The sequence below is a fragment of the Pseudomonas sp. NPDC087639 genome (genome assembly GCF_044743385.1).
Taxonomy (GTDB): domain Bacteria; phylum Pseudomonadota; class Gammaproteobacteria; order Pseudomonadales; family Pseudomonadaceae; genus Aquipseudomonas.
In genome coordinates, this window is the sequence record NZ_JBIUWI010000002.1 from 46,766 (window position 1) to 59,132 (window position 12,367).

General features: G+C 58.9%; 11 protein-coding genes. 3 read left to right on the forward strand and 8 right to left on the reverse strand.

From position 1 onward, the window contains the following. Positions 1 to 6: 6 nt before the first annotated feature. The 5 genes from ssuD to ACIOVB_RS02255 all read right to left on the reverse strand — a co-directional run bounded on the left by ssuD (position 7) and on the right by ACIOVB_RS02255 (position 5,467). Positions 7 to 1,155, reverse strand: coding sequence for an FMNH2-dependent alkanesulfonate monooxygenase (gene ssuD / locus ACIOVB_RS02235; protein ID WP_187681055.1), 1,149 nt, complete (start codon positions 1,153 to 1,155; stop codon positions 7 to 9). 25 nt (positions 1,156 to 1,180) lie between these two features. After that, positions 1,181 to 2,161, reverse strand: coding sequence for a sulfonate ABC transporter substrate-binding protein (locus ACIOVB_RS02240; protein ID WP_401264465.1), 981 nt, complete (start codon positions 2,159 to 2,161; stop codon positions 1,181 to 1,183). A 102-nt stretch (positions 2,162 to 2,263) separates the two neighbouring features. After that, the gene (gene ssuE, locus ACIOVB_RS02245) at positions 2,264 to 2,857 is read right to left on the reverse strand and encodes an NADPH-dependent FMN reductase (protein ID WP_187681057.1); all 594 of its coding nucleotides are present in this window, start codon (positions 2,855 to 2,857) and stop codon (positions 2,264 to 2,266) included. A 333-nt stretch (positions 2,858 to 3,190) separates the two neighbouring features. Beyond that, a complete protein-coding gene (locus ACIOVB_RS02250) occupies positions 3,191 to 3,829 on the reverse strand; it encodes a peroxiredoxin (RefSeq protein WP_187681058.1) in 639 nt (212 codons plus the stop codon). Between the two features lie 294 nt (positions 3,830 to 4,123). Further along, the gene (locus ACIOVB_RS02255; protein ID WP_401264467.1) at positions 4,124 to 5,467 is read right to left on the reverse strand and encodes an OprD family porin; all 1,344 of its coding nucleotides are present in this window, start codon (positions 5,465 to 5,467) and stop codon (positions 4,124 to 4,126) included. Positions 5,468 to 5,835: 368 nt separating this feature from the next. Between ACIOVB_RS02255 and tauA the strand changes: the two genes are divergently transcribed. Then, the gene (gene tauA / locus ACIOVB_RS02260; RefSeq protein ID WP_401264621.1) at positions 5,836 to 6,822 is read left to right on the forward strand and encodes a taurine ABC transporter substrate-binding protein; all 987 of its coding nucleotides are present in this window, start codon (positions 5,836 to 5,838) and stop codon (positions 6,820 to 6,822) included. 159 nt (positions 6,823 to 6,981) lie between these two features. On the opposite strand, the gene argA is transcribed toward tauA, so the two are convergent. Together argA and argE are read right to left on the reverse strand one after the other, a co-directional pair. Next, positions 6,982 to 8,283: an amino-acid N-acetyltransferase gene (argA, locus tag ACIOVB_RS02265; protein ID WP_095186912.1), complete on the reverse strand. Its 1,302-nt coding sequence runs from the start codon at positions 8,281 to 8,283 to the stop codon at positions 6,982 to 6,984. Between the two features lie 239 nt (positions 8,284 to 8,522). Continuing rightward, positions 8,523 to 9,668 (reverse strand): acetylornithine deacetylase, encoded by a 1,146-nt coding sequence (gene argE / locus ACIOVB_RS02270; protein ID WP_401264470.1) that lies wholly within the window; start codon positions 9,666 to 9,668, stop codon positions 8,523 to 8,525. Between the two features lie 156 nt (positions 9,669 to 9,824). On the opposite strand from argE, the gene ACIOVB_RS02275 reads away from it, so the two are divergent. Further along, on the forward strand, positions 9,825 to 11,195 hold the full coding sequence (locus ACIOVB_RS02275) for an inorganic triphosphatase (RefSeq protein ID WP_187678191.1): 1,371 nt from the start codon (positions 9,825 to 9,827) through the stop codon (positions 11,193 to 11,195). 148 nt (positions 11,196 to 11,343) lie between these two features. On the opposite strand, the gene ACIOVB_RS02280 is transcribed toward ACIOVB_RS02275, so the two are convergent. Further along, a complete protein-coding gene (locus ACIOVB_RS02280; RefSeq protein WP_007913818.1) occupies positions 11,344 to 11,814 on the reverse strand; it encodes an Lrp/AsnC family transcriptional regulator in 471 nt (156 codons plus the stop codon). Between the two features lie 126 nt (positions 11,815 to 11,940). Here ACIOVB_RS02280 and ACIOVB_RS02285 point away from each other — a divergent pair, with 126 nt between their 5' ends. After that, complete coding sequence (locus tag ACIOVB_RS02285; protein WP_401264472.1) at positions 11,941 to 12,279, forward strand: hypothetical protein; 339 nt, start codon at positions 11,941 to 11,943, stop codon at positions 12,277 to 12,279. The last annotated feature ends 88 nt before the right edge of the window (positions 12,280 to 12,367 follow it).

The window sequence follows — 12,367 nt, forward strand, 5'->3', positions numbered from 1 at the left end:
CGCGCCTCAGCTCTGCGACGCGGCTTTGGGAAGAATGTCGTTGGCCACCATCTCGCCAAACGGGCTGACATAACCGGTGCTTTTCGGCAGTTCCGGGCGCTCGATGTCGAGGTGTGGGAACAACAGTTCGGCGACGCGATACGACTCTTCGAGGTGTGGATAACCGGAGAAGATGAAGGTGTCGATGCCCAGATCGGCGTATTCCTTCACGCGAGCGGCCACAGTCGGGCCATCGCCGACCAGCGCCGTACCGGCACCGCCGCGCACCAGACCGACACCGGCCCACAGGTTCGGGCTTACTTCCAGATTGTCGCGACTGCCGCCATGCAAGGCCGCCATGCGTTGCTGGCCGACCGAATCGAAACGCGCCAGCGAGGCTTGAGCACGAGCGATGGTTTCGTCGTCCAGGTGCGAGATCAGCCGATCCGCCGCTTGCCACGCCTCGGCATTGGTTTCGCGGACGATCACATGCAGTCGGATGCCGAAGCGCACGGTGCGGCCGAGCTTGGCGGCTTTGGCGCGCACCTGCTCGATCTTCTCGGCCACTGCGGCTGGCGGTTCGCCCCAGGTCAGGACCATTTCAACTTGCTCGGCAGCCAAGTCCTGCGCCGCCTCCGACGAACCGCCGAAGTACAGCGGCGGACGCGGTTGCTGGATCGGCGGATAGAGCAATTTGGCGCCTTTCACGCTGATGTGCTGACCGTCGTAATCCACGGTTTCGCCTTCCAGCACACGACGCCAGATGCGGGTGAATTCCACCGAGGCCTGATAGCGTTCTTCGTGGCTGAGGAATAAACCATCACCGGCCAGTTCTTCCGGATCGCCACCGGTCACCAGGTTGAACAACGCACGACCACCGGACAGGCGATCCAGGGTTGCAGCCTGACGCGCCGCGACTGTCGGGGAAATGATCCCGGGGCGCAGCGCGACAAGGAATTTCAAACGCTGGGTCACCGGGATCAGCGACGCGGCCACCAGCCACGAGTCTTCGCAGGAGCGGCCAGTGGGAATCAGCACACCGCCAAAGCCCAGACGATCCGCCGCTTGCGCGACCTGTTGCAGATAGCCATGGTCGACGGCGCGCGCACCTTCGGCGGTGCCAAGGTAATGGCCGTCGCCGTGGGTAGGCAGGAACCAAAAGATATTGAGGCTCATGGAGTGGTCTCCTTGGGGATTCGAATTACGGGGCTTGGGTGACTGAGCTTTGGGCCACAGCGGCCGGTGGTGTCCAGATCACATCCTTGATGCTCAACGGCTTGGGAATCAGCTTGAGCTGGAAGAAGGTGTCAGCGATTTTCTGTTGCGCGGTGACCACTTCCGGGGTCAGGAACAGCGCGCCGTAGCCTTGGCGTTTCACCGAGGTCAGGGTGATGTCCGCCGGCAGACCGAGCAGAGGCGCAACCTGCTGGGTCACGTCTTCAGGATTGGCTTTGGACCACTCGCCGACAGCGCGCACTTCTTCAACGAGGGCTTTGATCACCTCGGGATTTTTCTGCGCGTAAGGTTTGGTCGCCAGATAGAACTGGTGGTTGTCGACGATGCCTTTGCCGTCACGCAGGGTGTGCGCTTGCAGTTGTTTCTCGGCGGCCGCCTGGTACGGATCCCAGATGACCCAGGCGTCGACGCTGCCCCGTTCGAACGCGGCGCGGGCATCGGCCGGCGGCAGGAATACGGTTTGAATGTCGGTGTATTTGAGGCCGGCGTCTTCCAGCGCACGCACCAGCAGGTAGTGGACGTTGGAGCCTTTGTTCAGCACGACTTTCTTGCCCTTCAGATCCGCGACGGATTTGATCGGCGAGTCTTTCGGCACAAGGATCGCTTCGCTGTTAGGCGCTGGCGGCTCGTAGGCGACGTAGAGCAAATCGGCGCCGGCAGCCTGGGCGAATACGGGTGGGGTTTCGCCCGTCACGCCGAAGTCGATCGAGCCGACGTTCAGGCCTTCGAGCAGTTGTGGGCCACCGGGAAATTCAGTCCATTGCACGTCCACGCCTTGGGCGGCCAGACGTTTTTCCAACGTCCCTTTGGCCTTGAGCAGCACCAGCGTGCCGTACTTTTGATAACCGATCCGCAAAGTCTCGGCTTGAGCTTGAGTGATGGCGCCGAAAGACACAGCCGCAGCAAACAGAGCGACCAGACCACGACGCAAAAATACAGTGCGCATAGCGCTCTCCTTTTTTGCTGTTGGGTTTTGGCTGCACCTGCTGGGCCGTTGGCGGCTGAGTAAGGTGAGTACTTCAAATTCCGGTGTAACTGAAAAGCAGGCTCAAATGCTCCAGCGAGCACTCAACAAACGTTCGTTCAACAGGCCCGGCTCCAGCGGTTTAGGCCGGCGGGCCATGGCGCTGACAAACTGCTCCAGCGCTTCATGCAGACGCTGCTCCAGCGCCGGTGCCAGTTGTGCCGCAGCACTGCCTTCGCCATACGCGATCTGGCTGTCCTCGGCAAAAATCCCTTGCAGCATTTCCTGCGCTTTCAATGCCGACAGCACAGGCTTGAGGGCGTAATCGACCACCAGCATGTGGGCGATGCTGCCACCGGTGGCCATCGGCAAAACAATCTTGTGGCTCAAGGCACGCTCGGGCAGCAGGTCCAGCAGAGTCTTCAGGGCGCCGGAGAACGAAGCCTTGTAAACCGGCGTGGCGATCAGCAGGCCATCGGCGCTTTCAATCTGAGCGAGCAGGTCGAGCACCTTGGGGCTGTCGAAACGGGCGTGGAGCAAATCCTCGGCCGGGAAGTCCCGCACCTGATAACTCACCACTTCCACCCCTTGCTCCTGCAACCAGCGTTGCGAGCGCTCCAGCAACACCCCGGATCGGGAGCGTTGGCTAGGACTGCCACCGAGTGAGACAACCAGCATTCAGACGATTCCTTGAGCGTTACAGGCGATTCGCGGGTTGCGATCTCGCTTCGATGGGAGTGACCTTACCAGCTGATTTATATATCCATAAATCATATTTATTCATTTAGTTATGCGTTTTAGAGATATACGTTCTACCTTTTTTCGGGCGAAAAAAAGGCCGTCGAAACGGCCCGAAATCCCCTGCTTTGTGGCTACACGCTGATCATTCCCACGTCGAGGCGTCGAACCGTCTGCGTGGGGATGAATCCATGGACGCTCCGCGTTCACTGTGACGCGGAGCGTCAAGGGCGGCATTCCCACGCTGAGCATGGGAACGATCGCCTCAAAAGGTTATTTGTTCGGCTGCGGCGTCAGGCGCAGATACGGCTTCACCGCGCGATACCCCTTTGGAAAGCGTTTCTTGATCTCTTCCTCATCCTTGAGCGACGGCACGATCACCACCTCCTCACCGTCCTGCCAGTTGGCCGGCGTGGCCACTTTGTAGTTGTCGGTGAGTTGCAGCGAATCGATCACCCGCAGGATCTCGTGGAAGTTGCGCCCGGTGCTCGCCGGGTAGGTGATGGTCAGGCGAATCTTCTTGTTGGGATCGATCACGAACAGCGAACGCACGGTGAGGGTGTCGTTGGCATTCGGGTGGATCAGGTCGTAAAGATCGGAAACCTTGCGATCGGCATCGGCCAGGATAGGGAAGTTGACGATCGTGTTCTGGGTTTCATTGATGTCTTCGATCCACTTGTGGTGCGAGTCCACCGGGTCGACCGACAGCGCGATGGCTTTGACGCCGCGCTTGCTGAACTCATCCTTGAGCTTGGCGGTAAAACCCAGCTCGGTGGTGCAGACCGGGGTGAAGTCCGCCGGGTGGGAGAACAGCACGCCCCAGCTATCGCCCAGCCATTCGTGGAAGCGAATCTTGCCGGCGCTGGAGTCTTGTTCGAAATCGGGGGCGATGTCGCCGAGTCTGAGGCTCATGGTGCTGCTCCTGATGAGTTGTTGGAGACCTCAACTGTAGCTTGGCTTTTGATCTTCTGAAAAAGAATAAATAAATAGATATCTAGATCTTTAAAGAATATTAAAGATCTGTTCACTGGACGCCCGGCCGCATCCCGACGAACATCGATCGCAAGGTTCGAGAAGGCCTTGAGTTGCTGTAAAGAGGGAAATTCGGGGAGGGCTTACGGGGGTGGGCCTGACTCGAAAACGCAAAAGCCCCGTCCGGCGCGATGCCGGACGGGGCTTTTTTACTCCAGGTACTTGAGCGCGCTATTACAGCAGCGGGATCGAGTAGCTGACGATCAGGCGGTTTTCGTCCTGGTCGCGCTGACCCGGGATGTCGTTGCGCCACATGGCGTTTTTCCACATCACGCCAACGTTTTTCAGCGGGCCTTCTGGTACGACGTAACCGATGGTCAGGTCGCGTTCCCACTCGGAACGGCCATTGCCGTTTTCAAGGCCGTTTCTACCCACAGTGTCGATGTTGTCGCCACGCAGGTAAACCATACCGGCAGTCAAGCCCGGCACGCCGACTTTAGCGAAGTCATACGAGTAGCGTGCTTGCCAGGTGCGCTCGCCGGCACGGCCGAACTTCTGGATTTGCATGTCGGTGATGGTGTAGTTCGACGAACCGTCGCCTTGGTTCAGCCAAGGGAAGTCGCTGCTACCGTTGGAAACCTGATAGCCGCCACCGAAGGTGTGACCGGCAACGGTATACAGGAACAGGCCGCTGTACAGATTGTTGTCGACCTTACCTTTACCGCTTGGCTGACCGGTGTAGTTGCCATTGCTGTAGTAAGCCGGAGTGTTGGAGTTGGCACCATCATCCGAGCTGTTGAAGTAACGGAAGTCAGATTTCAACACGCCCGGGCCAATTGCCCAGTTGTGGACAAGCCCAAGGAAGTGCTGCTTGTAGAAATCTTCCAGGTTGCCGTAGTAGTACTGAGCAGTCAGGTCCTTGGTGATTTTGTAGTCACCACCGCCGTAGATGAACTTGTTGCTGTTGGTAATACGTGCGGTTGCACCACCAATGGACATGTTCTCGTTGTTGCTGGAGTTACGTCCTTTCACGGCTTCGATCTGACCGCCAACCAGAGTCAGGTCCTTGATTTCGCCAGAGGTAATCTGTCCACCCTGCCAGGTTTGCGGCAACAGACGACCGTCGTTGGTCACGATCACTGGCAGTTTTGGCTGCAGGGTGCCCAACTTCAGTTCGGTCTGAGAGACCTTGGCTTTGGCAGTCAGACCCAGACTGGAGAAGCTGTCGACAGCGTCACCATTGCGTTCGCTTGGGAAAACGGTACCGCCGTAGTTACCAATACCGTTGGTGCCACCACCCGAATCCAGACGCACACCCAGCAGGCCGATGGCGTCGATACCGAAACCTACAGTGCCTTGGGTGTAACCAGAGATGAAGCGCAAATCGAAGCCTTGGCCCCATTCTTCGTTCTTCTTCTGAGCGCCAGCGGCTTTTGTGCCGGAGTCACGGTTATCGTTGTTGATGTAGAAGTTACGCAGCCCCAAAGTTGCCTTGCTGTCTTCGATGAAACCGGCGGCGCCTGCCTGCTGCGCCAAAACCCCTACGGCCACAGCCAGGGCCAAGGTGGACTTGTTCATGTAAAGCTCCTCTCGTTTCTAATTCTTGTGTTCCTGGCCCGGGATCTGATGCCCCTGGGTCCTAAGATGCGCGATTAGCGCCAGACCGTGACTGACAAGTCAATCGTAACTTTGTGTGTCTACGACCAAGGTCTAATCGCAGTGATTTGGTCCGTGCAGGGTAAAGACTTCCTGATAAACCCAAAAAGAATTTATTCATTCTTTTTCATATCATTTCGGAATATAGCCAGTAAGTGGCCATCAATGCCGGGATACAGCGTATCGGCGACTAAGCTCATTCCTAAATGGTATTTGTTAGCCTTTTTTTAGATCGATTAGCTTTGGCGCAACCCAAAAACGTCAAACCCTATCGAAAAGGCGACGCCATGATGGCCAAACGCGCACTATCTAGTCAATTTGTTACAGTTTGTGTGTCAGCACTGATTTCTTTTTCCGCTCACGCCGCCAACCTTACTGTGGGTTACCAGACCGGGATCGACCCGAGCAAAGTCCCTCAGGCCGACGGCGTCTACGAGAAAACCATTGGCGAGAAGATCGACTGGCGTCGCTTCAACAGTGGCCCGGAAGTTGTGACAGCCATTGCTTCCGGTGATGTGCAGATCGGCAACCTCGGTTCCAGCCCCCTCGCTGCAGCCGCTTCGCGCAACTTGCCGATTGTTGCCTTCATCGTGTCGGCACAGATCAACGCCGCCGAAGCCTTGGTGGTGCGCAACGGCAGCGGCATCAACAACCCGCAGGATCTGGTGGGCAAAACCATCGCCACGCCCTTCGTGTCCACCTCTCACTACAGCCTGCTCGGCGCACTCAAGCACTGGGGCCTGGACACCTCGAAAGTCAAAGTGGTGAACCTGCAACCGGCGGAAATCGCGGCGGCCTGGAAACGCGGGGATATCGATGGCGCATTCGTCTGGTCGCCGGCACTGGGTGAAATCCGCAAGACCGGCAAGACCCTGACCGATGCCGCACAGGTCGGCCAGTGGGGTGCTCCAACCTTCGAAGTCTGGGTCGCGCGAAAGGACTTCGCCGAGAAGCATCCTGAGGTCGTGGCCAAATTTGCCAAGGTCACACTGGACTCGTTCGCTGACTATGCGGCGCATAAAGACAGCTGGACGGCTGACTCCGAGCCTGTACAAAAAATCGCCAAACTGACCGGTGCCAACGCGGTTGATGTTCCTGAGTTACTGGCCGGTTCTGCATTTCCTGATGCCAAGGCACAGAAAACTACTGCGCTGCTGGACGGCGGCACGGCCAAGGCGATCGGGGAGACGGCGAAGTTTTTGAAGGAACAGGGCAAGGTTGAGACGGTGCTGACGGATTACTCGCCGTATGTCAGCGCGAAGTTCGTCACCGAATAAACACTTTGTTTTTGATTGATCGTTCCCACGTCGAGGCGTCGAACCGTCCGCGTGGGAATGCAGCCGGGGACGCTCCGCGTCCCATTAAAAGCCGAACGCAGAGCGTCCGTTGAGGCGTTCCCACGCAGAGCGTGGGAACGATCATATTGTGGTGTTGGGTCAGAGGGTTTTTTCGAAGATCTTCGAATTACGCTGATAGTTGTACAGCGACGCCCGCGCCGCAGGCAGACGTTCAACGCTGCTCGGTTCGAACCCGCGCTCACGGAACCAGTGCGCGGTGCGGGTGGTAAGGACGAACAGCGTCTTCAAGCCCTGAGCCCGGGCACGGGTTTCGATGCGTTCCAGCAGTTCATCACCACGACCGCCATGACGGTATTCGGGGTTCACCGCCAGACAGGCCAGCTCACCGGCATCCGAATCGGCAATCTGATAGAGCGCCGCACAGGCGATGATCATGCCTTCACGCTCGACCACGCTGAACTGCTCGATCTCGCGCTCCAGCACTTCGCGCGAACGACGCACCAGAATCCCCTGCTCTTCCAGCGGACTGATCAGGTCGAGCAAGCCACCGACGTCTTCAATCGCCGCCTCACGCACCAGTTCGAATTGCTCCTGGGCAACCAGCGTACCGCCACCATCACGGGTGAACAGTTCGGTCAGCAGCGCGCCGTCCTCGGCATAGCTGACGATGTGGCTGCGCGCCACGCCGCCACGGCAAGCTTCGGCGGCGGCATCCAGCAGTTCCGCCTGATAGTTGCTGCTGCCCAGACGCTGCAAATGCGCCGGCACTTGTTGCGGACGCAGTTCGCGCACCAGCCTGCCGTTCTCGTCGATCAGACCGAGGTCAGCACCAAACAGCAGCAGCTTGTCGGCACCCAGATCGATGGCGGCGCGGGTGGCGACGTCTTCGCAGGCGAGGTTGAAAATCTCACCGGTCGGCGAGTAGCCCAGTGGCGACAGCAGCACGATGGAGCGCTCGTCGAGCAGACGATTGATGCCCTTGCGATCGACCCGACGTACTTCGCCGGTGTGGTGATAGTCGACGCCTTCAAGTACGCCGATCGGGCGCGCGGTGACAAGGTTGCCGCTGGCCACGCGCAGGCGCGAGCCCTGCATTGGCGATGAGGCCATGTCCATCGACAGCCGTGCTTCGATGGCGATGCGCAACTGGCCAACCGCGTCGATCACACACTCAAGGGTCGCGGCATCGGTGATGCGCATGCCGTGGTGGTAATGCGGGGTCAGGCCACGCGCGGCGAGGCGGGTTTCGATCTGTGGGCGCGATCCGTGGACCAGCACCAGACGCACGCCGAGACTGTGCAGCAGCACGATGTCGTGAACGATGTTACCGAAGTTCGGATGCTCCACCCCATCGCCGGGCAGCATGACGACAAAGGTGCAGTCGCGATGGGCATTAATATAAGGAGACGCGTGACGAAGCCAATTGACGTATTCGGGCATGAACCTGGGCCTGTAATAAAGAGCAGCCGGGAAAAAGGGCGAAACGGAAAACGCACAGCGGGCTGATGGTTATCGTCGGAACAGGCTTGGCGACACGCGCGCTCTCCTCATGAATACGGGTTGGGTAACCGCTAATTTAACGGCTTGCCCCTGTAGGAGCTGCCGCAGGCTGCGATCTTTTGATCTTCAAAACAAAACCAAAAGATCGCAGCCTTCGGCAGCTCCTACAAGGAATGCGTTCAATTCTTCAGGCAGTAATGTTCAATCAGCTGTCGCAATAGATGCACGGTAGGCTGTAAACGTGACATTTCAAGGTACTCGCCGGGCTGATGCGCACAGGCGATGTCGCCGGGGCCGAGCACGATGGTTTCGCAGCCAAGGCGCTGAAGATAAGGCGCTTCGGTGCCGAACGCTACCGCTTCAGCCTTGTGGCCTGTGAGTTTTTCCGCTATCCGCACCAGTTCAACGTCTTCAGCCTGCTCGAACGGCGGCACTTCCGGGAACAGTGGCTTGTAGTCGATCTTCACCTGATGCCGCTCGGCAACCGGTTTGAGCTTGCGCAGAATCTCGGCACGCAGGACTTTCGGGTCCATGCCCGGCAGCGGTCGCAAGTCAAACTCCAGCGAACACTGGCCGCAGATGCGGTTGGGGTTATCGCCGCCATGGATGCAGCCGAAGTTCATCGTCGGTTGCGGCACGCTGAATTGCGGATTGTTGAATTCGCGCTGCCACAGCAGGCGCAGACCACGCAGTTCACCGATGGCATCGTGCATGGCTTCGAGGGCGCTATGGCCCAGGCGCGGATCCGACGAGTGGCCGCTCTGCCCGAGAATGTCGATGCGCTCCATCATGATGCCTTTGTGCATGCGGATCGGTTTGAGCCCGGTCGGCTCGCCGATCACTGCAGCACGGCCTAGCGGACGTCCGGCCTCGGCCAGCGCACGGGCGCCGGACATCGAGCTTTCTTCATCGCAGGTCGCGAGGATCAGCAGCGGTTGCTTGAACGGCTGATCGAGCAGCGGTTGCACGGCCTCGATGATCAGGGCGAAAAAGCCTTTCATGTCGCAACTGCCGAGGCCGACCCAACGGCCATCGACTTCGGTGAGTTTCAACGGATCGGTCTGCCACAACACGTCGTCGTACGGCACCGTGTCGCTATGCCCGGCCAGCACCAGCCCACCGGGGCCGCTGCCGAAACTGGCGAGCAGGTTGAATTTTCCGGGGCTGACCTGCTGGATATCGCAACTGAAGCCCAGATCACCCAACCATCCGGCGAGCAAATCGATCACGGGCCGGTTGGACTGATCCAGGCTCGGTTGCGTGCAGCTGACCGACGGCGCAGCAATCAGCGCGGCGAACTGGTCTTTCATGGACGGCAAAGGCATCGCTGACTCCAACTCCCGAATTGAGGTCCATCATAGAACCATCCGGCGCCAGGAATAAACCGCCGCAGGGCGTAGGACGAATCAGTCCTGTACACTGCACGGCCTTGGCAGCCACACATTCCCCCGGCTGCGCTCCCGATCCTGGATTTTCCGGCCATGCAGAAAGAAACCGAAATCAAACTCCGCGTCAGCCGCGAAACCCTCGCTGCCCTGCGCGAGCACCCGTTACTGAAAAAACGCAACAAAAATGGCTGGGAACGCCGTGAGTTGATGAACCAGTACTTCGACACTCCAGAGCGTGACCTGGCCCAGGCCAAAGTCGCCCTGCGCCTGCGCAAGGATGGCGATGAGGTGATTCAGACCCTCAAAACTCGCGGCCAAAGCGTCGCCGGTCTGTCCGAGCGTAACGAGTACGACTGGAAATTGCCCAAAGCCAAACTCGACGTGAAGAAACTCGACGGCGAATGCTGGCCCGAGTCGCTGGCCGAGCTCGACAAGAAAACCCTGAAGCCGATCTTCACCACCGATTTCGTCCGCGAGCGCGCCGAAATCGCCTGGGGCCGCGGCAAGGCCAAAGTGGTCATCGAAGCCGCTCTGGATCTGGGCCACGTCGTGGTCGGCAAACAGAAAGAAGAAATCTGCGAGCTGGAACTGGAATTGCGCGAAGGCGAGCCTGCCGCGCTGCTGGAACTGGCTGCCGAACTGGCTGAAACCCTGGCCCTGATGCCGTGCGACATCAGCAAGGCCGAGCGCGGCTATCGTCTTTACGACGCCAACAGCTACTCGCTGAGCCTGCCGGCGCCACAACTGACGACCGAAACCCAGCTGGACGATGCATTCGCCGCCCTATGCTGGCATTTGCTCGGTAGCAGCCAGCGTCTGGCTGAGCAATACCGTTTCAACGGTCACTGGCGTCTGCTGCTGGACTGGGTCGAGAACCTCGCCGAAATGCGCGCCCTGCTCAGCAGCCTCGGCCAGGCCGCACCGCGTCCGTCGACCCACGACCTGCGTGTGGCCCTCGATGCACTGCTGGAAGACTGGCGCCCGCTGGTTCAGGCCGGTATCGAAGATGAAGACGTGCGCAAAGCCGCGCCGGAGCAATTTCTCGAAGAACTGGAAGACCCACGCTGGGGCCTGTTCTCGCTGAACGCGTCCCGCTGGTTACTGGCTCGCACCTGGACCGCCGAGCGCAACACTCGTGGCAACCGTCAGGGCGCCGCACAACTGCACAGTTGGTTGCCGCGCATGCTGGGCGAAGAAGCCACCTCCCTGCAATTGCAGCGCTATCAGCAGCAGCCGGAAGATCTGGCTGAGCAACTGCCGCGTATCGAGCGCATTCAGGTTTGGCTGCACCACGCGCGTAACGTGCTGGAGATCCCGGAAATGGATCGCCTGTACGGCGAGCTGAACAAACTGGCGCAACTGGCCAACGAGCCGACGATCACTGACGAACTGCTCGATGCGCGCAAGCAGCAGGCGATTGCCGTTTATCAGAATCGTGCGTGGAAAATGCTGCTGCGTATGTGATTACTTTGTGGTGAGGGGATTTAGCGAAACGTCGCACCGCCCCGATGGGTCGCGAAGCGGCCCGCTTTTATTAGAAAGCTGGGACTGCTCCGCAGTCCATCGGGGATAAATCCCCTCACCACAGTAAATCCCCTCACCACAAAGGCTTTCAGCGCAGTACCGGCAAACTGGTGGTCGACTTGATCTCCGACAACGCCACAATCGAATTCACTTCCTGTATCCCCGGCACCAGCGACAGCTTCTCGAAGAAGAACCGCTCATACGCCTCGATGTCCGCCGCGACGATGCGCAACAGAAAATCCACCGCGCCCATCAGCACATAACACTCCAGCACTTCCGGAAACCCACGAATCGCCTCGGTGAATTCGGTGAAGTTCGAACGCCCATGCGCATTGAGTTTGATCTCGGCAAAGATCTGCGTATTCAGGCCGATTTTCTTGCGATCCAGTAACGTCACCTGCCCGCGAATGATCCCCTCTTCCTTCATCCGCTGAATCCGCCGCCAGCACGGCGATTGCGACAGTCCCACCTGCTCGGCGATCTGCGCACTCGAAAGAGAAGCGTCCTCTTGCAGCAGGGCGAGAATCTTGCGGTCGTAGCTGTCCAGCTCGCTATGCATAGAAAAACCCCTAATCAAATATCCTGCGAATTGATCAATTCGATCATTCGCCAATAACGCCCATCATAGATAAGAAATACCCGGCACCGAATGTAAAAATTCCTCCAGTGATTTTGGAGACCCGCCATGCCCCACCTCGAAGCCGTCAACAGCAGCCCGACCCGCGCCGATGTCTGGAACGTCAGCAACCCCCACTGCCTTGCGCAGTATCAGATCCTCGCCGAAGCCGAGCCGGATGTGCTGGTGCGGGTGCTGAATTTATTCGCGCTGCAATTCCTCACGCCCGAGCAGGTCAACGTGCAGCGAATGGACGATCTGCTGTCTATCGACTTGGTCATGAGTGGCCTGAGCTGGCACCGCGCCCAAGTGATTGCGGAAAAACTTCGTAACCTGATCAGCGTCTGCTCGGTAAATCTGCAAAGCGCCGACACGGCGTGGGACGCGCCGGCGCAAGCGGCCGGCTGAAAAATCCGGCAACGGCTTCGTCGGGTAGTGGCCCAACGGTCTGCGGGGCCACGACTATCCTTTGCGCAATGTCGCTCAAAAGGAAGCC

What these genes read in the sequence shown, in the direction of transcription:
- ssuD (WP_187681055.1), bottom strand. Translation starts at nt 1,155, where the DNA reads ATGAGCCTCAATATCTTTTGGTTCCTGCCTACCCACGGCGACGGCCAT.
- ACIOVB_RS02240 (WP_401264465.1), bottom strand. Translation starts at nt 2,161, where the DNA reads ATGCGCACTGTATTTTTGCGTCGTGGTCTGGTCGCTCTGTTTGCTGCG.
- ssuE (WP_187681057.1), bottom strand. Translation starts at nt 2,857, where the DNA reads ATGCTGGTTGTCTCACTCGGTGGCAGTCCTAGCCAACGCTCCCGATCC.
- ACIOVB_RS02250 (WP_187681058.1), bottom strand. Translation starts at nt 3,829, where the DNA reads ATGAGCCTCAGACTCGGCGACATCGCCCCCGATTTCGAACAAGACTCC.
- ACIOVB_RS02255 (WP_401264467.1), bottom strand. Translation starts at nt 5,467, where the DNA reads ATGAACAAGTCCACCTTGGCCCTGGCTGTGGCCGTAGGGGTTTTGGCG.
- tauA (WP_401264621.1), top strand. Translation starts at nt 5,836, where the DNA reads ATGGCCAAACGCGCACTATCTAGTCAATTTGTTACAGTTTGTGTGTCA.
- argA (WP_095186912.1), bottom strand. Translation starts at nt 8,283, where the DNA reads ATGCCCGAATACGTCAATTGGCTTCGTCACGCGTCTCCTTATATTAAT.
- argE (WP_401264470.1), bottom strand. Translation starts at nt 9,668, where the DNA reads ATGCCTTTGCCGTCCATGAAAGACCAGTTCGCCGCGCTGATTGCTGCG.
- ACIOVB_RS02275 (WP_187678191.1), top strand. Translation starts at nt 9,825, where the DNA reads ATGCAGAAAGAAACCGAAATCAAACTCCGCGTCAGCCGCGAAACCCTC.
- ACIOVB_RS02280 (WP_007913818.1), bottom strand. Translation starts at nt 11,814, where the DNA reads ATGCATAGCGAGCTGGACAGCTACGACCGCAAGATTCTCGCCCTGCTG.
- ACIOVB_RS02285 (WP_401264472.1), top strand. Translation starts at nt 11,941, where the DNA reads ATGCCCCACCTCGAAGCCGTCAACAGCAGCCCGACCCGCGCCGATGTC.